At 69.8% G+C, this 20,090-nt stretch carries 16 protein-coding genes; 8 read left to right on the top strand and 8 right to left on the bottom strand.

Annotation, left to right across the window (positions count from 1 at the left end; genetic code table 11):
- Positions 1 to 103 precede the first annotated feature (103 nt).
- A complete protein-coding gene (locus B073_RS49020) occupies positions 104 to 247 on the top strand; it encodes a hypothetical protein (protein WP_018538121.1) in 144 nt (47 codons plus the stop codon).
- Here the strand turns inward: B073_RS49020 and B073_RS0110855 are convergent.
- Complete coding sequence (locus B073_RS0110855; RefSeq protein WP_018538120.1) at positions 211 to 921, bottom strand: cysteine hydrolase family protein; 711 nt, start codon at positions 919 to 921, stop codon at positions 211 to 213. The genes B073_RS49020 and B073_RS0110855 overlap by 37 nt on opposite strands.
- A gap of 56 nt (positions 922 to 977) precedes the next feature.
- Between B073_RS0110855 and B073_RS0110850 the strand changes: the two genes are divergently transcribed.
- Complete coding sequence (locus tag B073_RS0110850; RefSeq protein ID WP_018538119.1) at positions 978 to 1,490, top strand: PadR family transcriptional regulator; 513 nt, start codon at positions 978 to 980, stop codon at positions 1,488 to 1,490.
- A 29-nt stretch (positions 1,491 to 1,519) separates the two neighbouring features.
- Here B073_RS0110850 and B073_RS48745 read toward each other — a convergent pair whose 3' ends face one another.
- From B073_RS48745 to B073_RS0110825, 5 genes are all read right to left on the bottom strand, one after another.
- A complete protein-coding gene (locus B073_RS48745; RefSeq protein ID WP_078507973.1) occupies positions 1,520 to 1,831 on the bottom strand; it encodes a DUF2716 domain-containing protein in 312 nt (103 codons plus the stop codon).
- 165 nt (positions 1,832 to 1,996) lie between these two features.
- Positions 1,997 to 3,946, bottom strand: coding sequence for a collagenase (locus tag B073_RS0110840; protein WP_018538117.1), 1,950 nt, complete (start codon positions 3,944 to 3,946; stop codon positions 1,997 to 1,999).
- 196 nt (positions 3,947 to 4,142) lie between these two features.
- Positions 4,143 to 5,102 (bottom strand): LysR family transcriptional regulator, encoded by a 960-nt coding sequence (locus B073_RS0110835; RefSeq protein WP_018538116.1) that lies wholly within the window; start codon positions 5,100 to 5,102, stop codon positions 4,143 to 4,145.
- A gap of 202 nt (positions 5,103 to 5,304) precedes the next feature.
- Positions 5,305 to 6,498, bottom strand: a complete 1,194-nt coding sequence (locus B073_RS0110830; protein WP_158690111.1) for a GNAT family N-acetyltransferase — start codon at positions 6,496 to 6,498, stop codon at positions 5,305 to 5,307.
- Positions 6,485 to 7,165, bottom strand: coding sequence for an SRPBCC family protein (locus tag B073_RS0110825; RefSeq protein WP_078507972.1), 681 nt, complete (start codon positions 7,163 to 7,165; stop codon positions 6,485 to 6,487). Before B073_RS0110825 ends, B073_RS0110830 begins: the two co-directional genes overlap by 14 nt.
- A 373-nt stretch (positions 7,166 to 7,538) precedes the next feature.
- Here B073_RS0110825 and B073_RS39695 point away from each other — a divergent pair, with 373 nt between their 5' ends.
- Positions 7,539 to 8,558, top strand: coding sequence for an SDR family oxidoreductase (locus B073_RS39695; RefSeq protein WP_018538113.1), 1,020 nt, complete (start codon positions 7,539 to 7,541; stop codon positions 8,556 to 8,558).
- Entirely contained in the window at positions 8,555 to 9,805 is a 1,251-nt protein-coding gene (locus B073_RS0110815) for an aspartate aminotransferase family protein (protein ID WP_018538112.1), read from the top strand. Before B073_RS39695 ends, B073_RS0110815 begins: the two co-directional genes overlap by 4 nt.
- A 30-nt stretch (positions 9,806 to 9,835) precedes the next feature.
- On the opposite strand, the gene B073_RS0110810 is transcribed toward B073_RS0110815, so the two are convergent.
- Entirely contained in the window at positions 9,836 to 13,687 is a 3,852-nt protein-coding gene (locus tag B073_RS0110810) for an amino acid adenylation domain-containing protein (protein ID WP_026247257.1), read from the bottom strand.
- A 937-nt stretch (positions 13,688 to 14,624) separates the two neighbouring features.
- Between B073_RS0110810 and B073_RS0110805 the strand changes: the two genes are divergently transcribed.
- Positions 14,625 to 15,401 carry a GNAT family N-acetyltransferase gene (locus B073_RS0110805; protein WP_026247256.1) on the top strand — a complete coding sequence of 259 codons (777 nt, stop codon included), beginning with the start codon at positions 14,625 to 14,627 and terminating at the stop codon, positions 15,399 to 15,401.
- On the opposite strand, the gene B073_RS43865 is transcribed toward B073_RS0110805, so the two are convergent.
- Positions 15,282 to 15,965: an amidohydrolase family protein gene (locus B073_RS43865; protein ID WP_324608788.1), complete on the bottom strand. Its 684-nt coding sequence runs from the start codon at positions 15,963 to 15,965 to the stop codon at positions 15,282 to 15,284. The two genes, B073_RS0110805 and B073_RS43865, sit on opposite strands and share 120 nt — an antisense overlap.
- Here B073_RS43865 and B073_RS39690 point away from each other — a divergent pair.
- The 3 genes from B073_RS39690 (at position 15,873) to B073_RS0110790 (ending at position 20,060) form a co-directional block, all read left to right on the top strand.
- Complete coding sequence (locus B073_RS39690) at positions 15,873 to 16,511, top strand: Lrp/AsnC family transcriptional regulator (protein WP_234025047.1); 639 nt, start codon at positions 15,873 to 15,875, stop codon at positions 16,509 to 16,511. The genes B073_RS43865 and B073_RS39690 overlap by 93 nt on opposite strands.
- A gap of 132 nt (positions 16,512 to 16,643) precedes the next feature.
- Positions 16,644 to 17,708, top strand: a complete 1,065-nt coding sequence (locus tag B073_RS0110795; RefSeq protein WP_078507971.1) for a type III polyketide synthase — start codon at positions 16,644 to 16,646, stop codon at positions 17,706 to 17,708.
- Positions 17,709 to 17,753: 45 nt separating this feature from the next.
- Complete coding sequence (locus B073_RS0110790; protein ID WP_018538107.1) at positions 17,754 to 20,060, top strand: MMPL family transporter; 2,307 nt, start codon at positions 17,754 to 17,756, stop codon at positions 20,058 to 20,060.
- Positions 20,061 to 20,090 lie beyond the last annotated feature (30 nt).

Below are 20,090 nucleotides of genomic sequence, written 5' to 3'. Positions count from 1 at the left end.
GCCGCTCGCTTCTTCTCCGAGCTCGTCGACGGCCCGGAGCCTGAGGTGAACGGGCCGTTCGCCGCGATCCGCCTGGACAACGGCGTCACGCTCGACTGCCCGCGTGGTGGAGAAGGAACTCGAATTCTGGGCCGATCCCTACCACAGGCGTTCCGGCCAGCTGAACGACATGCACGGTGGCCGCGGCTGCTACGTCAACGACCCCGACGGTCACAACCTGGAGTTCTTCACGCGTACCGCGGCCTGACCGCGCTCCGGCGCAGAGCCGGCTGCGGCCAGTCGGTTCGCGATCTCCTCGGCCGTCAGCACCAGCGCGAAACCCTTGCGCAGGACGGCGAGTTCCGGTTCCTGCCGGGACTCGTCGTCGGTGGCCGTGACGTCCGATCCGAAGACGACCTGGTAGCCGCGTTCGTATGCCTGGCGGGCCGTGGTACCGCAGCAGTAGTTGGTGAGCGTTCCCGTGACGATGACCGTGTCGCAACCGAGGTTGCGCAGCATGGTGTCGAGCGGGGTGTCGTAGAACGCTCCGTAGGAGGGCTTCCGGATGACGACCTCGTCGGGGCGGTAGCCCATCTGCCGCCAGACCTCGGCGGGGCCCGGCCGGCGCCAGTCGGTGTCGACGTGCGGGAGGAAACGCAGGGCGTGCGGACGGTCCAGTCCGAGATGGGTGTCGTCGAAGATGGTCCAGATCACCGGGACGGAGACGGCCCGGCAGTCCTCGACCAGTTGCCGTAGCCGCGGAGCCATCCGGGTGGCCGCGGGCACCCAGTAGGGGCTCCAGCCGGGCCGGACGAATTCGTCCTGCATGTCGATGACCAGCAGTGCCGTTCGTTCCGGCGGTATGTCGAACGATGCCCGGCCCTGCTCGTAGGCAGTGCGCGCCCGGGTGGTCACCCACTCCTCGGTGTACGTCATCGCCATCCTCAGCTCCCTCCATCGATTCGAGGTACCTCGTTTCGATGTGTGAGACTAGCAGCATGCTCGAACTCGCGATCCTGGGATTCCTCGCCGAAGGCCCCCTGCACGGCTACCAACTGCGCCACCGCATTGCGCACTTGTCCGGCCACGCCCGGCCGGTCAGCGACGGCAGCCTCTACCCGGCGATCAACCGGCTGGTGGACGCCGGTCTGTTGGAGCGGCGCACCGAACCGGGCGCCTCGGCCGCCCAGCGGCACACCCTCAGTCTGACCGGCGCCGGCCGCGGCGAGCTGCTGCGCCGGCTGCGGGACGCCGACGGCCTGGACATCAGCGACAGCACCCGGTACTTCACGGTCCTGGCGTTCCTCTCCCACGTTCCCGACACCGCCGATCGGCGCGCGGTGCTGCGCCGGCGGCTGGACTTCCTGGAGCAGCCCGCGAGCTTCTTCTACGACGGCGAGCGCCCCCTGCGCGCCGAGCAGACCGACGACCCCTACCGCCGCGGCATGCTCACCATCGCCCGCGCCACCAGCCGCGCGGAACGGTCCTGGCTGCGGCAGATGCTGGCCTGACGCACGGCCCGCATCGGCTGTTGCCTGCTTCAGTCCAGTCGGATCGCGGCACCGACGCAGCGGGTGTACTCCCAGGGGTGCCCGAACGTGCCGTACCCGAAGTCGGGGCTCACATTGATCGCGTAGTCGCCGTCCGGCACCAGCATGTTCAAGCCGGTGGGAGAGTTGGAGGAAGAGCTGAGTGAAGAATCGGCGCCGAAGCCAGTCCATGCGGGCGTCCCGCGGGACCGCAGCCGGGCCGTCGGCGTACTGCGCCGGGCGGTGTCAGCGTCGCAGATACGCCTGGCCCGGTGACCGCGGCGAGCCGCTCCCGCTCCCTCCACGCCGCTCCGCCACCACATGCGAGGCTCCCGGCACGCCCGCCCGGCCAGCGCCGGGTGGGCCGTGCCAGGAGCCTCGCGTCTGGTGTTCACGGCTCTGTGTTCGTCCCGTGTGCGGTGCGGTGCTCGGTATCGCTCAGTGCGACGCTGTTGTCACCCTCATGGTCACCGTCACTGTCACGGTGATTACTTGACCTTGCAGGCGCCGGAGGCGCAGGCCGTGAGCCAGGTGTCGAAGTCGTCGTCGTAGCGGGTGCCGATGTCGTTGTTGTAGACGGCGTAGCCGCCCGCGTAGTCGCCGGTCCTGAAGTGCCCCAGCATGTTGGCGATGTCCTGGGGGTGCTTCTCGAACATGTAGCGGACCGCGAGGTAGCCCCAGGGGTAGGTGCGGGTCACGTCACTGTTGGCGTAGGTGCTCTGGAAGAGCGTGCTCAACTTGTAGGTGTGCTTGCCCGCTTCGGTGACCGCCTCGGTGTCGGTGACCTTGCGGTAGCTGTAGGAGACGTACTCGGCCAGTCCCTCGATCCACCAGACGTCCGGGACGGTGGTCTGCTGGTTGAAGTCGCCCTTCATGTCGTCGCGGGCGTCGAGGTAGTGCGTGTACTCGTGGTTGAGGTTCCAGATCCCGGCCGGGAAGCCGTCGTCGGGGCCCTTCTGGTACTCGATGGACATCGGCTGGTTGTCGGGCTTGGTGGGGTCCCCGACCAGTGTGATGCCGCCGTTGTTGGTGTCGACGCCGTAGATCGCCCCGGCGTAGGTCTGGTAGTCCTCGCGGCTGCTGAACACGACGATCTGGACGGTCGACTCGTACTGGCCGGGTATTGGACCGTTGTCCTTCACGGTGTTGTGGAAGAACGGGTCCTGGCCCAGGAGGCTGCTGCAGGCGGCGTCGAGGTCGGCCGCGTTCAGCGCCTGTGCCCTGATGGTGTGCGTCTTGTCGCAGGAGTGGCTGACCGGAAGTGCCGCCTTGGTGAGTTGGTCGGCCAGGTCGCACACTCCGTAGTACGAGCAGTTGCCCTTGTCGTAGGAGTCGGCCTGGGAGGCGACCGTGACCCAAAGGGGTGCGGTCGGGCCGGTGATCTTCGAGGCGTCCAGCAGGCCCTTCATGAGCGGGCGGACCTTGGCCTGGAGTGGCTGGTGCTCGACGTAACGGCCCACGTTCATACCGGCGTTGGAGTCCAGGTAGGACTTGTCGGTACCGAGCAGCTTCAGGTGGTCCCGGGCGAACGCGTCGAGGGTGTCGATGATGCTCGGGTCGGCCGTGACCGCCTTGACGTAGTCCTCGTTCCAGTTCCCGCGCCAGAGCGGGGTGTAGACGTCGTTGACGGCGGCCACCATGCTGGGGATGGCGTCGTAGGAGCTGTTGTAGCCCGTCAGTACCTGCTTGTAGACGTTCAGGTAGCGGCCCTGCTCGTTGGCGCTGTCGGAGAGGACGAGGACCTCGCCGAGGACATCGCCGTTGCCCGCTGACACGTCCTTGGAATGGGCGTTGGCGAAGAAGGCGTCCAGGCCGCCTTCCGTGGCCGTGGCCAGGTTCTTGCCGTACTGGCCGACGTCGGCGGGGTGGTTGGACTGCACGTAGTAGCCGGCCCGCAGGAAGAGCACCAGCTGCCACACCTTGGTGGAGTCGTCGCCGGGATACGACGCCGCCCCGTCCTTGAAGGCGTTGGCTATGGTGACCATCTGCTCCTCGCGGAACACGTCGTGCGCGTCCTGGCCGGTGACCGAGAAGAGGGTGTTGATGCAGTCCATGGGCGCGGCCTTGACGGCCGTGACCAGCTCGTCCCCGGTCCGGCCGCCGAAGTCGCCGGGGGCGCAGGACGCCGGGGCGGGGTGCTTCTTTCCCTTGTGCTCTGCCGCCGCAGTCGAAGAAGTGGGGGGATTCTTCGCGCTGAGCGGGCGGAGTTGGGCGGGACTGAGCGGGCGGCCCTGTACTGCCGGACGCTCGTTCGCGGCGGTGAGCGGGCCGGTCGGCGGCGGTTTCGGGTGAGTGGTGGCGCGCGGCCCGGCCGGGGACGTGGGGGCGTCCGCCGGTGAGGGTGTGGCCAGCGCCGGCGTCGCCACGAGACTGGCGATCGTCGCGCAGGCGGCCAGGCCGCCGACCACACATCTGGGCCAGGTGAAGCGATAGCGCATCCCTGCTCCTTTGTGGACAGATGCACCTCGGGAGGTTGAGGCGTGATCGGCACCTTCTCAGGGCGCTCCGGCCGCCGACAATGAGGTGTGACATAGCACATGGGACTGGCCCGCCATAACATCACCGACGGGCGAACTCGGCCGCGTCGGCCGGCGACAGCCCCGCGCGGCCCTCGACAACACGCCCCCGCCGCCCTTATGGCCTGGACACGCTCCAGGTCCGCGAGGCCCAGGTCCGCAGATGCGGCGACTGGGCGATGAGCGCGCGGTACGCGGCGGAGGCCGAGCCGACGAGGGTGTCCGCGATCTCGTCGGCAACGCTCCCCCGCCGCCAGGCCAGGACATAGCGGCACCACAGCGGCGTGCCGATCAGCGGTTTGACGACGACACCGGAAATCGGCCGGAGCGTCGCCTGCACGACCGCAACCCCCAGACCCTCGGCGATCATGCTCTGCAACTGCAGCTGATCGCCGAGGAATTCATGGACCGCCGCCGGGGTGAAGCCCGCCGCCTCACAGGCCGCGTAGAACACTCCCGGCCAGCCGGCCCCGTCGTCCGGCGTCACGAACCAGGCGCTGTCGGCCAGGTCCGCGAGTCCCACCTCCACGCTGTGCCGGAGCCGGTGCCGAGCCGACAGCGCCACGAAGGACGGCTCGGTGACGATGCCCCGGTGCGCCACCGCGGCCGAATGCCGCAGCTCCAGCCCGGGGTAGTCGGCGGCGATCGCCGCGTCCACCGCACCGTCTTCCAGGAGTTGGACGATCTCCGAGGACGGGTAGACGCTGCTGACCGTGAGCGCGACGTCGGGCAGCCGGCTCCGCAGCCGGACGACCATCCCGGACAGCACCGGGGAGTTGGTCGCCGCCAGACGGAGCGGCCGGCGTGTCGCGGCATCGCTGCCGGCCGGGCGGCGCCCTATCGCATCCGCGCGGGCCAGCACGTCGCGGGCCTGCGCCAGCACCTCCGCGCCGTACGGGGTCAGCTCGACGCCGGACATGTTCCGTTCGAACAGCGGCATGCCGAAATGCCGCTCTATGCGGCGGAGTTGGGTACTCATCGCCGGCTGCGAGTAGCCCAGTTCGGACGCGGCCCGGCCCACGCTTCCGGCATCGGCGATCGCGCACAGCACTCTCAGGTGCCGAAGCTCCAGCTCCACGTGCACACTCCTCCCGTTCGGCCGGCGCATGACGCGGATGCCGCGCGCAGCGGGCACATCGTGCACGAGGCGTGGGCCGTACGTGCGTTTCATGCCCCATGCGTCCGGCACGGGGCCGGACCGTCCAGGCGGAATTATTGGCGATCTCTTGTGGAGGGCAAATACGTGGGGGGTGAGGCGAGCCATCCAGGCGAGGCGTGACCTATGTTCCGTGCCGAGCCGACCCGTCCTGCCCGCGGGCCCCGTCCTGCCCGCGGTCGCCTGACCTGTTGAGCGCCATCGGGAACACGTGCCGGAGGATCGTCCGGCACACCGGATTGCTGTGCGTCACGGCATGTTCGAACCGGACGAGGTGGCACCCCATCTTGCGTTTCGCCTCATAGGCGGTCTGTGTGAGGTTGATGTCGGCCATTCCCAGCCGAATCGCCTCTTCGATGCCGCGGTAGTAGGTGACCTGGTAGAGGCGCAGTTCCCGCGAGCAGTCGTAGTCGATGCCGATCCGGATGGCCACCGCGTTCTTCGCCCCGAACAGGCAGACCAGGAACCCCACCAGGCGGTCCTTCTCCCAGCAGGTGACGGCCTTGGCCGAAATCCTCGGGTCGGTGGAGAGCAGGGAGAAGAATTCCGGTGTCCACACGTCCAGCCGGCTCTCCGCATGGTCGAGCACCGCCTCGTAGAGCGGCATCATGGCCGGTACGAGGTCGTCGAAGCGCTCGCGTACCTCCATGGTCACGTCGTCGTGCTCGGAGAACCTCGCCAGATTGCGTCGGGTGGTGCTCCGGTTGTTCCTGGACAGGGTGGAGACGTATTCCTCAAAAGTCGTGGTGTGCAGGGAGATGTGGGCGTCGGGCAGCCCGGGGGCTCGGAAGTATCCGGCTCTTCGCAGTGCCGGGTCCAGCCACTCCAGGTCCGCCTGGGGGAAGTCCTTGAAAACGGTCCACCGAGTGCCCATCGAAGCCGACAGTCGGCGCACCGCTTCGATCAGGAGGTGTGGTGCGGATTCATCGAGTGCGTCCGCGCGCAAAACCCTCCCTTCGCCCAGCAGGTGTCCGCACAGCAGGAGTCTGATATGCAGCGGTCTGCCCATGAGGCGGTGCAGCGGCCGCAGCGCTCGTCGGCCCTCGTTTCCCAGTGCGTCTTCGAGTGCCAGTGCGCGGTAGGCGCAGGTCGGCAAAACGGCCCTGATCTGCTGCCCTTGTCTGAGCAGGAGGTACCGATAGGCGTCCGGGCCGATTCCGGCCCGTTCCATGGCCTGGAACAACGCGTACTCGTAGATCGGGTCGTCGGGCGGCGCAAGTTTGCGCCACACTTCCGGCGGGATCTCGGAGACGCTGTCGACCACGTCGATCTGCCAGGGGGCCGGTGCGCCGACTACCGTGCGTTCAGGGCTGACCACCGCCACCCTCCAAAGGTGCGACGGCCAGGTCCTGGCACTCGGTGACCTCTGCGGCCGGGCCGAAGACCCCGTGCATCATCTTGGTCACGGTGTCCGTCATGGCCCGGCCGGCGACGGGCTCCAGGAGGTCCGCCATGCCGGGCACCCCCAGGTCGAAGCGGGCGCCGAACCGGAGTGCGCTGCCCTCCGGGAGCGGCGCGATCGACCAGTCACCGGCCAGGGCGAGCAGGTCGCCGTCGATGAGTTCGAAGTCGATCCGCAGGCGCCGCTCGTCCAGGCGGTCGCGTTCCCGCCACCTGAGGATTCCGCCGGCGAAGTCGACTTCCCAGGTGGAGATCCGGTCGTGGTCCGGGCCTTCCTCCAGGGAGACGGAGTGCACCACATCGGAGTGCCGCGGAAAGCTGGCGAAATCCGAGAGTGAGTCGAATACCTTCCTCGGCTGTGCACCGGGAATGTGAAGAGCAACGCGGACCTCGCGCACTGCGCCCCCAAATTTTCCGAGCCATGGATGAAGGGAAGGCGTGATGTTCGGCAGTCCGGTACGAGTCAGCGGTACCCACGCGAACCGGGTGCAGCGTTCCCACTGGAATTGCGGTCGATGTGTCGGCTTCTGTCCTCTTCGGATACGGCGGCGACGCTCCCACGACAGTGGGGCAACGCCAGGCATTGCGTACCGTCATGCTAGGTCGCGAAGAGGTGGGCACGCCTGCCGAGAGCTGCGGTCTTCCGCCATCCGGGGACGGTCGCGACGGGCGCGGCACGAGGGACGGGGAAAAGCGCCGCATCCGGATAACGGATGTGCCGGGTGAACACGCATTCCGAGGGGCGGGCGAGCGTGATGCTGTCTCCGGTGGTGGGCGCTCCGACACCTCCATAGCATGTTCCTCGGTTCCTGACGTAACGGTGCGCTACGTCCGACAGTTTTCCGGCCGCCTCGACGGGCGGAGGTGAACCGTGGGTATCTCTTCTCCCAGCGCCCCGGGCCGGCACCGCCGGCTCGTTCTCCCGTGGAGAACTCCCGATGGAAGGACACAACACCCATGTGGCAGACCGAAGTCGGGGGCCGACCACTGAATGTGCTCCTCACCGGCGCGACCGGAGTGGTGGGCAGTGCCCTGCTGCCGCACCTGGGCACGCACCACGTCACCTGTCTCCTCCACGAGACCGCGCTGAATGCGCCGAGGGTGAAGACCGTGCGCGGCGACATCAGACTGCCCTACCTGGGACTGTCCCATAGTGAATTCAAGGAAGCCTGCGCGGTGATCGATGTGATCGTGCACGCCGCGGCCAACACCAGCTTCGGCGCCGGGCCCGCGCTGGCCGAAACCAATGTCGCCGGTACCCAACGGATCATCGAACTCGCCCGGGAGGCCAAGGCGCGACTGGTGTACGTCAGTACCGCGTTCTCCGCGCTGGGCGCCGACGGTGGCTCCTCGGCACCGGCCTACGCCAGGACCAAGGCGCAGGCCGAGGAGCTGGTGGGCGCCAGTGGCCTGCCGGCGGTCGTCGTCCGGCCCTCGATCATCGTCGGCGACTCCCACACCGGCCAGATCGCCAGGCATCAGGGGTTCCACAAGGTGTGCGGCGCGGTCCTGGGCGGCCATCTCCCCCTCATCCCGCTGGATCCCACCCGGCTGGTCGACTTCGTGCCTCAGGACGTCGTGGCGCGGCACATCGCCGACCTCATCGAGGAGGAGTCCGACCGGACGGAACTGTGGTTGACCGCCGGATCCCGGGCCCTGCACATCAGCGAGGTCGTCAGCGAGATCCAGGCCGCCGCGGAGGAACTGGGCCGGCCCGTTCCGAACACGCGCTTCGTCGACGAGGACCTGTACGAGCGGCTGATCGTGCCGGTGTTTCTCACGTCCATGCCGGAGGACACCCGGAGGCTGATCCAGGCCCTCGCCGAGCAGCTGACCCCTTACGTGTCGGTACGCAACCCGTTCCCCAGTGATGTGGCGGAACTCCCCGACCAGAGGGAGACGCTGCGCGCCTCCCTGCTGAGGTGGGCGAAGGCGAGCGGATTTCATGCGCGCGACGCCTCGGGAGCGGTGCGGTGACCCCGGCGGGTACCGGCCGGGCGCGGGAGGTCGCGCTGGACCACCTCCGCGACCACGTCAATCGCGGCCACTCCCGCATCGCCGCGCTGCTCGGCCTGCCGTTGGAGGTGCGCTCGGACGGCGCCCTGGTGTACGACGAGGAGGACCATCCCTATCTCGACTGCGGCGGGTACGGGGTGTTCCTCCTGGGGCACCGCCACCCGGACGTCGTCGACGCCGTCACGGCGCAGTTGGGCAGGCATCCGCTGTCGACGCGCGCCCTGATCGAGCCGAACGTGGCATCCGCGGCAGCGAGCCTGGTCTCGGTGGCGCCCGCCGGTCTGCAGTACGCCTTCTTCACCAACTCCGGTGCGGAAGCAGTGGAGTTGACGATGAAGCTCGCCCGGGCGAACGGCTGCCACCGGCTGATCGCGGCCGAGGGCGGCTTCCACGGGAAGACGCTGGGGTCGCTCAGCGCCACCGGCAACGCCCGCTACCGGACCGGTCTCGAACCGCTGCTGCCGGATGTGGAGTTCGTTCCGTTCGGTGACGCCGACGCCCTGAAGGCCGCCCTTCGCGGTGCCCCGGCACGCGCCTGCGTGCTGCTGGAACCGGTACAGGCCGAGGGCGGGGTGCGCATTCCCCGCGAGGGCTATCTCCGGCAGGTGCGCGAGCTGTGCGAGGAGTTCCGCGCGCTGCTCGCCCTGGACGAGATCCAGTCCGGGCTCGGCCGCCTCGGCGCCTGGTGGGGGTGCGATGCGGACGGGGTGCGCCCGGACCTGCTGACGACGGGGAAGGTGCTCAGCGGCGGGGTCGTTCCGGTCGCCGCGACACTGGCCACGCCCGAGGTCTACGAAGTGCTCAACCGGGACCCGTTGTTCCATTCCTCGACCTACGGCGGCAATCCGCTCGCGGCCGTGGCGGCGGCCACCACCATCGAGGTGCTGCGGCGGGATCGCCTGATCGAGCGGGCGAGAGAACTCGGCGGCCGGCTCCTGCCGCTGATTTCCGACGCGCTCGCCGCCGCCGGCCCGCAGCTCATCCGGGAGGTCCGGGGACGCGGGCTGCTCATCGGGATCGAGTTCACCTCCGAGGCGCCGGCCGGGCTGTTCCTGACCCATATGCTCCGCGAGCGGGTGCTGACCTCGTACACGCTCAACGCCAGCAGGGTGATCCGGCTGACCCCGCCGGCGATCCTGGAATCCGACCACATCGACTGGCTGCTGCATGCCCTGAAGCGGTCCGCCGCGGCGCTGAACGGCGCCTGAAACCCGGGGCATCGGGCGGCAGCCGGCGGGTCAGCCGTTCAGCCGGGCCTGAATGGCCGAGGCGAGTTCGGTGACGCCGGCCTCTTTCAGGGCGCTGTAGTGATCGGTGTCGAGGTCGATCACGGTCGGGGGTGTGGCGGAGTAGCCGGACCAGGTGTCGATGAACGAGGAGTCGTCACCGGTGGCCCTGAAGACGGTGACCGGCGCATGGAGCTGCCGTGCGGCGAGTTCGCGGAGGTTGTACTGGAACTCGTAGGTCAGCGCGACGATCCGGGTGATACGGCGGATCAGCTGCTCGTCCAGTGCGGGGAGCAGATGGTGGATGAAGGCGACGAAGCTGTTCTCGTCGCGGACCGCCGCTGCACACTCGTCGAGGTCGGGCCCGGTGATGGAGCCGGTGAAGACGGAGTACAGGATCGTCAGATACGCCGGGTTGGTGTAGGACGCCTGGCGCCCGTGGCGGTCGGCGTTGGCGTGGTGGACCTTGGGGTTGCCGGGGCAGAGCAGCAGCAGGTTGTCCACCGGTTGGCCGGCCTGCTCCAGCTGCCATGCGGCCTCGAAGGCGACCCGGGCCCCGAAGGAGTAGCCCCACAGGGTGTACGGCCCCTCGGCCTGCACCCGCCGGATCTCGGCGAGGTCGGCGGCAGCCATCTCCCGGATGGTCGGGTAGGGCTCCTCGCCGGAGTTGACCCCGTGTGCCTGGATCCCGTGGAAGGGCCGTCCCATGCCTGCCTGGCGAGCCAGCAGGCGCAGGTTCATCGGGTAGCCGCCCAGTCCTGGCCAGCAGAAGACGGGCCGGCCGAGGCCCGCGTCGTGCAGGGGTACCAGGCGGGAGGAGGGGTGGGCCGTGCAGTCGGCGATGCGGGCGGCGAGGTCGGCCAGCTTCGGGTGCTCGAAGACGACCTGGAGCGGCAGCCGGGTACCGAACTCACGGTTGATCGTCAGAACCAGCTCGACGGCGGTGAGCGAGTCGCCGCCACAGGCGAAGAAGTCGTCCTCGGTCGAGACGTGGTCGTATTCCAACGCCCTGCCCCACGCCTCGGCGAGCCACTTCTCGTGCCTGGTCGCGGGGGCGAGGTAGGGAGTGCTGCGGTCCGCCGACCGCACCTGGTCGGAGGCGGTGAGTGCCTTGACGTCGACCTTGCCGTTTGCCGTCAGCGGCAGCCGGTCGAGCACCAGGACCCGGTCGGGGACCATGTAGTCGGGCAGCAGGCGGATCAGCTCGTCCTTGATGATCTCGGCCGGGCCCTTCATGTGGACGATGTCCTCGCGCATGCCCTCGCTGCGGATCTGCTCGTCGCCGACCTTGCCGCCGAGGAAGAAGTACGAGGGGCCGGTGGGCAGGCCGCGGGCGGCCAGGATGTCGTCGATGCGTTGGGCGGCGGGCAGGGGGTGGCCCGTTTTCGAGCTGTATCCCGAGGACATCAGGCCGAGGCGCACGCCGTTGCGTTGCAGGTGGTGGAGTTTTCTGCCCAGGGCCACGTACTCCAGCCAGGGCTGGTCGGCGCGGCTGACGGCGGTGATGCCGAAGCTCGCGCGCCGGTAGACCTGCTGGTTGATGGCAATGACATGCTTGGGCAGCACGAGTTCGTCCGAGAGGTGGATCAACTCGCCACCGGTGTAGTGGTATTGGCCCGTGGGCAGGTCCTGGATGCGTCCCGGGTGGGACTGCACGTAGATCTCCGTGGGGTCCTCCCAGGCTGCCCCGTCGGCGGGGCCGATGGCGAACGTGCCCAGGTAGTAGTCCTCGACGGAGACGTCCAGGAGGTCCTTGACCGACTCGTCGTGGGCCAGCGGCCGGATGGTCAGCCCGTACTCCGGCAGCACGTCCTCGAAGAGCGCGACCATGTGCCCGGCTTCGATTTCCAGCACTTCCTGGATGTTGTTCCTGTACACCGGTTCCATGGCCCGTCTGCAGCCGAGGAGATGGACCGAAAGACAGCCGTCGGATCGCTGGGAAGGCGGCCCGATCCGTACGACAGTGTGGTCGACGGGGTGGTAGTAGTACACGCCTGGCGCAAGTCCCGCCACGCCGCCGCCGGTTTCCAGGTACAGCTGTGCGGCGTACAGGGCGCCCGGGGAGGCGTAGGCGTACTTCGGCAGCAGCCGCTGGTCGCTGTGGTACGCGCCGAACCACCGCAGCAGTTCGCCCAGCTCCGCGAAGGTCAGCTCGTCCAGTGCGCGGGACCGGCCGGCGACCGGGCGTTCGGCGAGCAGGGCCAGTACGTCGGTGCGGGTGACCGGCCCGCCGTCGTAGAAGCGGTACGTCTTGCGGGCGAAGACCTCCCTGCGCTGCCTGGGTGTCTCCTGTCTGCCGGGCAGCTCCACCGCGGGCCGGCCGGCGAGCTGTTCGCGGCGGCGCAGCCCCGGGTTGGACAGCTGCGCCCTGACCTGGAGCCGGCTTTCCTTGGACTGGTGGTGGGCGCCGTGGTTGCCCTGGTCCATCAGCGCCGCTTCCTTGGGGTTCAGCTCGACGCAGGCAATCAGGTGTGCCGAACCGGTGCGCTGGTTGTCGGTGACGACCACCGCCGCGTGTCTGACCCAGATGTGCTCCTCGATGGCCAGGGCGACCTCGTCGAGCTCGACGCGGCAGCCGCGCAGTTTGACCTGGTTGTCGGCCCGGCCGGCGAACTGGATGGTGCCGTCCCGGTTCCAGTACGCCAGGTCGCCGGTGCGGTACAGGCGTTCGGCGCGGCTGAACGGCGAGGTGATGAAGCGCTCCTGGGTCTGCTCGGGCTGGTTCAGATATCCGCGTGCCAGTTGGATGCCGCCGATGTACAGCTCGCCGGTCTCCTCGATGCCCACCGGCGCCAGGTTGGCGTCGAGGATGAAGCACTCGGTGTCGCCGACCGGCGCCCCGATGGACACGCTGCCCGTGCCGGCACCGGCGGCGTGCGGGTCCACCAGGCAGGCGGTGGCGTTGATGGTGGCCTCCGTCGGCCCGTACAGGTTGACCAGCGAGACCCACGGCAGCTCGTCGGCCAGCGCACGGGCGAGCCGCCACGACAGTGCCTCGCCTCCGGAGAACACCCGTCGCAGCGAGGTGCACCGGCCGAACTCCTCGGTGTCCAGGAGGGCTTGCAGCAGTGTGGGCACGCACTGCAACGCGGTCGCCTGGTGCCTGACCACCGCAGCGATCAGTGCCTGCGGGTCCCGGTGGATGCCTGGTGTCCCCATCGCCACCCGGCCGCCGACGGCCGGGGCCAGGATCTCCCACTGCGCCGCGTCGAAGCTCATCGGTGTCTTCTGCAGCACGGTGACGTCCTGGCCCAGGTAGCCGTGGTGGTGCATCCAGCGCATCTGGGAGGCGATGCTGCGGTGCTCGATCATCACGCCCTTCGGTCTGCCGGTGCTGCCGGACGTGTAGATGACGTACGCCAGCGAGTCCGGCCGCACCGCCACCGGGGCGAGTCGGGTGCGGCAGTTGCTCAGCACGTCGGCCGGGGTGACGATCCGGGTGCCTGTGGGGGCCAGTTCGGCCAAGCGGGCTGCCAGGTGGTCCTGGGTGACGATGACACGTGTCCGGCTGTCGTCGATCATGTAGCGCAGCCGGCTCTCCGGGTACTCCGGCGACAGCGGCAGATACGCGGCTCCGGCGAACAGGATGCCCCACACCCCGGTCATCAGCTCCAGGGACGGTTCGACGAACAGTCCGACGCTGTGCTCCACATCCGCACCGACCTGGCGGAGGTACGCGGCCAGTCGGCGCGCCGCCTCGTCCAGTTCGCGGTAGGTCAGGCACCGGTCGCCGCAGACCACCGCGACGGCGTCGGGCCGTGCCTCGACCTGCTGCCTGAGCAGCTGGGGCAGGCAACCCATGCCGCTGTGGTCGATCGGTGCGCGATGCGGTGCGGTCTTCACGGTCTTCCTCTGCGTCCTCATGACACCGATGTACGCGAGCCCGGCCGCGGTGGCGCCGGAGAGGTGGCTCGAACAGCCCCGCAGGAAAGGGTGATGTGACCACGGCCCCACCACGTCACCGGCCGTCAACTGCCACGGACGGCAGCCACTCCGCCTACGGCGGCCGCAGAGCGGGAGCGGCGCCGGATCCAGTGCGTCCCCGAGCGGGTGGCAGCCGGCCACGAGCCGATGCCGCCGCGTCGACGTCGACACCGGCGCCGCCGGGCCGCCGCCGGAGCCCTGCCGGTTGGGCTGTGCCTGGCCCCGCATCCACGAGCGGGCCAGGCAAGTACGTGACAGACAGTACACAGGCGTGCACGACACCATCTCCGATTCGCTGGGTGTGCGCCGGGGGCGGCGGTGCGGCCCTCACCAGCTCTCCAGCCGATCAGCCGGGTTTCCGTTCCCTCCAAGGAACTTCGCTGATACCTACTGACACTTAACCCAACCATACGCGCAACGGGGCCGCCGCTCACGCCGTGGACTTTCGCTCGGTCGGTACCGGCCCGGCCTCACCCGGAGCGCCCTGGCCACGCGGATAGGTCCGCACCCCGCTCCGACCCTGCTCCACCGGCCCGCCGCCCGCTCGTCAGGGGTGCGTCAATTGCGGCGTGGACCCCTTGAAGGCGGGCGCCGGTACGGAATTGGATGGGCGAGGTGAACAGCGCATGGCTCCTCCTCGGCCGTCCCCCTCACCCGAAGGCCCTGCGACGCGCACCGCGCCGTACCGCATGAAGACGTCCGCCTCCCGCTGAGACGTCTCGCCCCTTCGACGGGCCCGCCCTCCTCAGGCACCTCACTGCCGCGCGCCCGTCGACCCATGACCCCAGACAAACGACCCGCCCCACCACCTGACGCACCATCAGGCAACTGGCCGGAAACCAAGGTGCACCACTCCGCGAGCGCCACAAGGAGCACCGTGATCAAGCTCTCTCCCCGACAAGCCGCCGCAGTCTCCCACTGGTTCGCGGCCGGACCCCCCGGGACGATGGCACTGGCCGAACACACACTGGCCTCGGGAGCCGGTCACTGGTGGGCCGACCGCCCCATCGACCCCCGCACCATTGCGGTGACCTGCGCCGATCACCTGCTGCTCCGTGGTGAGCCAACCGCCCTGGCCCCGCTCGCGCTCGCCCCGTTCGTCGCGCACCACGTCCAGGCACCGGCCCGCTTCCTCCCCCTGCTGGGCTGTGCGTTCGACCAGCTGGTGCCGTGGGAACGCATGGGGTACGTCCATCGCGTCCCGGTGGCACGCCCGCACCCGCCCCGTGGTGTGACGGTGCGTCGGCTGACGCCCGAGGACACTCCTGCCGTTGCCGCACTGGGCGCCGAATCGGCCTGGATTCATGCCAGTTGGGGCGGAACGGCCGGGCTCGCCGCCTCCGGTCACGGCTGGGCAGCCTTCGACCGGCACCGGGTGCTCGCCCTGGCCTGTACCTACTTCCGCGGCAGCACGTACGAAGACATCGCCTGCCTCACCGTCCCCGAACACCGCCGCCAGCGCCTCGCCCTGGCCTGTGTGACCGCCCTGTGCCAGGACATCGCGGCGCGCGGCCACACCCCCAGCTGGACCTGCTCACGTGACAACCGCCCGAGCCGACTCCTTGCCTGGACCGCCGGTTTCCGCCTGGAACACGAGTACGTTCACCATCTCACCGGGCAGCCGGCCCGCCGCGTCCCGGGGCTCGCAGCCTGAACGCCGCCCCTGCCCCTCGAAACCGAGCCCACGACGAGACCGACCGCCTGGCCCGCGGGCCGGGCGATCAGGCCGGCGAGACCACCGTTCCGCCGACGATGGTCTGGACGGGGTTGAGGTCGCGCAGGGCGTCGGAGGGGCAGTGCGCGGGGTCCTGGTCCCAGAGGGTGAGGTCGGCGAAGCGGCCGGGGTGAGAGTGCCGCGCAGGTGCTCCTCGCCGAGCAGCCGGGCGGCGTTGCGGGTGTGCAGGGCGAGGGCTTCGTCATAGGTGATGGCGTGTTCGGGGCCCTTGACGCCGATGACGGTCTGCCGGGTGATCATGCCCCAGACGGAGCGCATGGCGCCGAACTGGCCGACGGGGAAGTCGGATCCGGCGCTGACCTGGGCGCCCAGGTCGAGCCAGCCACGGGCGGGGAAGAGCCGGGCGACGCGTTCCGGGCCCCAGAAGCCCTCTTCCACCTCGGCGGTGTCATGCAGCAGCGACTGCTGGATGGTGACGGGAATGCCCAACGCCACGGCGCGGGCGCGCTGTTCGGGGCCGGCCAGTCCGCCGTGCTCCATCACCAACGTGCCGGCGGGCAGACCGGGGTTGCGTTCGAGGACGCGTTCGTAGACGTCCAGGAGGATGCGGCACCCCCGACGGCCCCTCCCGCACCCCTCGGCATCGACACGGCCCTGATCGGGGCGCTCGGTGAAGACGGCCGGGCCACCTACGCGGACCTCGCCCGGCACGCCGGCACCACCGCGCTCACCGCCCGCCGACGGCTCGACGCACTGCTACGCGGTCACGTGCTGCGCCTGGCGACCGAGCTCGACCTCGCCCTGCTCGGCGCACACGCCGAGGCCGTCCTGTGGATCGCCGTCCAACCCGGCGCCCTGCACCGGACCGCACAGGCCCTCAGCGTCCATCCGCACGTCCGGTTCTGTGCCGCCACCACCGGCCCGGCCAACCTCGTCGTCGCCCTCGCGGCAGCCGATCTCGACGCCCTCTACGCCTTCCTCACCGACTCCATCGGCCCCCTCGACGGCATCACCGCCATCGAGACCACTCCTCTCCTGACGACCATCAAGCGCACCGGCCTGATCCGCCGCTCCCTTCGGGATCGGTAGCGGCCGTGGCCGCGTCGCCGGTCCGGGGCCGCCCGTCGGCCACAAGGCGTGGACCAGGACGCCTGGCGGCCCCACTCCACGCCGGTATGATTACCGTACGTATCAGAGTGACTGCGGGAGGTGGTCAGGCGTATGGGTGGCGGATGCGGTTCGGCAGTGGTGACCGGTGTGGCGGTGGGCCTGCCGGCGATCTCCTACAGTCAGGAGGAGTACGCGCTCCTGGAAGGCGATGACGCCAAGCAGCGGCTCGTCGACCGGATCGCCGGGTGTTCGGGCATCTCGCGCCGTCATGTGGCGGTGAGCCCGCTGCTCGACGACGTCAAGCACTGGTCCACGGCCGCACGCATGTGCCGCTATCAGGAAGAGGCGCTTCCGCTGTGCAAGGACGCCGTGGCATCGGCCCTCAGCGAGACCTGCACCGAACCGGCCGAGGTCGGCCTGATATGCGTGACGTCCTCCACCGGCTACGCCGCACCGGGCCTGGACACCCGCCTGGCACGGGACGTGGGAATGCCGTCGACGGTACAGCGCCTCCTGGTGGGGCACATGGGCTGTCTGGCGGCGCTGCCGGCCCTGGCCGCGTGCGCCAACTTCGTCCGCACGCAGCAGCGGTCGGCCGTGCTCGTCAACGCCGAACTGTCGTCGTTGCACCTGCAGCCGCCGCCCTGGAACACCACCCAGCAGGTGGTGAACGCGCTCTTCGGCGATGCCGTCACGGCCATCGTCATCCAGCCCGAGCGACCCGCCGGAGTCGACCACGGACTGAAGATCATCGATGTCGTGGCGCAAACAGACACCGAGCACGAGGACTACATGTCGCTCACGGTCGGGGACCACGGCTTCCGGATGGGACTGTCTCCCCGCGTGCCCGAGGTACTCGAACGCCATCTGCCGACCATGGTCAGCGATCTGCTGTCACGCCACTCGATCAGCCTCACCGATGTGCGCTGGTGGGCGGTCCACCCAGGCGGGCCGCGCATCCTCGACGCCACCGAGAGCAGCCTCGGCCTGCCGCCCGAGGCCCTCACCGCCTCCCGGCACGTGCTGCAGGAACACGGCAACTGCGCCTCCGCGGGCCTGCCCCTCGTGATGGCGGAGCTGCAGCACCGGTCCCCACTGGCGCCCGAGGAGTACGGCCTGGCATTGGCCTTCGGCCCCGGGCTGACCCTGTACGCGGTGCTGCTCCTCGGCGTCTGACCGCGCGCGGGGAAGGGGGCTCCGCGCCGATCCACAGGAGTCACCGTGTCCAGACCCACCCACACCGCCACCGCCGCCGAGGACCGACCCGCCGGATTCCGGCCCGGGACACCGGCCGACCGCTCCCGGCTCGCCGCTCTCGGACGCCTGGTGGTCCGCCTGCGCCTACCGGTGCTGCTGGTCGCGCTGCTGGCCATGCTCGTGGCGGTCCCGATCGGCGGGGGTGTCACCGACCGGCTGTCCAGCGGCGGCTTCACCGACCGGGCGGCGGAGTCGACGAAGGCCGAGACGTTCCTCACCGACCATTTCGGCTCGGGTGTCCCCAACCTGGCGCTGCTGGCGCGCGCTCCTGGACCGGTCGACGAGCCACGGACCGCGGCCGCCGGACGGGGCCTCACCCGGCGGCTCGGCCAGCAGCCGGGCGTGCTGTCGGTCACCTCGTACTGGACCGTCCCGCACGACTCGGCGGCGCCGTTGAAGGCCCGCAACGGGCGTGCGGCGCTGGTGCTCGTGCGTCTGGGCGGCGACGAGGACCAGGTGCGAAAGGCCGCGAAGCGGCTCGGCCCCCACTTCACCGGCCGTCAGGGGCTGCTGCAGGTCTCCGCGACCGGGTTCGCGCAGGTCGCGGTGGAGGTGCAAAAGCGCAGCCAGCAGGACCTGTTCAAGGCCGAGGCATATGCGGCCCCGGTCATCCTGCTCATTCTGCTCTTCGTGTTCGGGAGTGCGGCGGCAGCCGTACTGCCCCTGCTCATCGGGGTGTTCTCCATCCTGGGCACGTTCGTCGTCCTACGGGTGCTCTCCGAGCTGACCTCGGTGTCCGTCTTCGCGACCAACATCACCACCGCACTGGGGCTGGGACTGGCCATCGACTACAGCCTGTTCATCGTCACCCGATACCGGGAGGAGCTGGCCCGCGGCCTGGGCACCACCGAGGCGGTCGCGCAGAGCGTCCGCACGGCCGGCCGCACCGTGCTGTTCTCCGCGCTGACGGTGGCCCTCTCGCTCCTCGCCCTGCTGGTCTTCCCGCTGTACTTCCTGCGCTCCTTCGCCTACGCGGGCGTGGCAGTGGTGACGCTCGCGGCCTTCGCCGCGCTGGTGGTCCTGCCCGCGGCACTGGGGCTGCTCGGCCCACGCATCGACGCACTGGACGTACGCCGGCTGTTCCGGCGCAGAAGGCGGCCAGGCACCGGCCAGGACGTGGGGTCCGCATCGGGCGCCGCGAAGGGCGCATTCTGGCGGCGGCTCGCCTCCGCCGTCATGCGGCGGCCGGTGCTGTGCGCGGTCGCCGTGGTCGCCGTCCTGGTGGTGCTGGGGCTGCCGTTCACCCGGGTCTCCTTCGGCATGGTCGACGACCGGGTCCTGCCCGCCGACGCACCCGCGCACCGTACGGCACAGTTCGTGCGGGAGGAGTTCGCCAGTCGCGAGTCCTCCGCCCTGTCCGTGGTACTGCCCACCGTCAGCGGCTCCGCGCACCGCGCGAAGCTCGCCGCCTACGCCACCCGACTCTCGGCCCTGCCTGGCGTGGCGCGGGTGGACACCCTCACCGGCTCCTACGCCGCGGGACGGCAGGTGGCACCCTCCTCCGCCGCCACGGCCTCCTTCGCCGCGGGCGGCGCCAGTTGGCTGTCGGTGGTGCCGTCGGTCGAGCCGTACTCCGCCGCCGGGACGAAACTGGTGGAGCGGCTGCGGGCGGACGGCGCACCGGGCCCGGTGCTCGTGGGCGGTGACGCCGCGATGCTGGAGGACACCCGTGGCACGCTCGTCGACCGACTCGCCGTGGCCATCCTGATCATCGGCGGCACGACCATGGTGCTGCTGTTCCTGTTCACCGGCAGCGTGCTGATCCCGGTCAAGGCCGTACTGCTCAATGTGCTCAGTCTGTCCGCGACGTTCGGCGCCATGGTGTACGTCTTCCAGGAAGGCCATCTGCGGGCCCTGCTGGGCGACTTCACGGTGACCGGCTCGGTGGAGATCACCATGCCGGTACTGATGTTCTGCGTCGCCTTCGGCCTGTCCATGGACTACGAGGTGTTCCTGCTGTCGCGGATCAAGGAGGTGTACGACGAGACCGGAGACAACACCCTGGCCGTCGCCGTCGGGCTGGAACGCACCGGACGCCTGGTCAGCGCCGCGGCTGCGCTGGTCGCCGTCGTCATGATCGCGCTGGCCACGTCCGGCATCACCTTCCTGAAGCTGCTGGGCGTGGGCCTGGCGCTGGCCGTACTGCTGGACGCCACGCTGGTGCGCGGCGTCCTCGTGCCGGCCGTGATGCGGCTCGCGGGACGGGCCAACTGGTGGGCGCCGCCTCCCCTGCGCCGCCTGCACGCCAGGCTGGGCCTCTCCGACGAGTGAACGTTCGCCGGTGGGCTGTTCCCTGCCCGC

The sequence above is a fragment of the Streptomyces sp. MspMP-M5 genome, assembly GCF_000373585.1.
In the GTDB taxonomy this organism is placed as follows: Bacteria; Actinomycetota; Actinomycetes; order Streptomycetales; family Streptomycetaceae; genus Streptomyces.
The sequence above is the reverse complement of the archived record's forward strand: the minus strand, read 5'-3'. Positions and strand labels throughout refer to the sequence as shown.

Coding starts and splice junctions, on each gene's coding strand:
- B073_RS0110855 (WP_018538120.1), bottom strand. CDS start 921: ATGGCGATGACGTACACCGAGGAGTGGGTGACCACCCGGGCGCGCACT.
- B073_RS0110840 (WP_018538117.1), bottom strand. CDS start 3,946: ATGCGCTATCGCTTCACCTGGCCCAGATGTGTGGTCGGCGGCCTGGCC.
- B073_RS39695 (WP_018538113.1), top strand. CDS start 7,539: ATGTGGCAGACCGAAGTCGGGGGCCGACCACTGAATGTGCTCCTCACC.
- B073_RS0110810 (WP_026247257.1), bottom strand. CDS start 13,687: ATGAGGACGCAGAGGAAGACCGTGAAGACCGCACCGCATCGCGCACCG.
- B073_RS48745 (WP_078507973.1), bottom strand. CDS start 1,831: ATGTGGTGGCGGAGCGGCGTGGAGGGAGCGGGAGCGGCTCGCCGCGGT.
- B073_RS0110825 (WP_078507972.1), bottom strand. CDS start 7,165: ATGCCTGGCGTTGCCCCACTGTCGTGGGAGCGTCGCCGCCGTATCCGA.
- B073_RS0110850 (WP_018538119.1), top strand. CDS start 978: ATGCTCGAACTCGCGATCCTGGGATTCCTCGCCGAAGGCCCCCTGCAC.
- B073_RS0110795 (WP_078507971.1), top strand. CDS start 16,644: ATGGGTGGCGGATGCGGTTCGGCAGTGGTGACCGGTGTGGCGGTGGGC.
- B073_RS39690 (WP_234025047.1), top strand. CDS start 15,873: ATGCAGCAGCGACTGCTGGATGGTGACGGGAATGCCCAACGCCACGGC.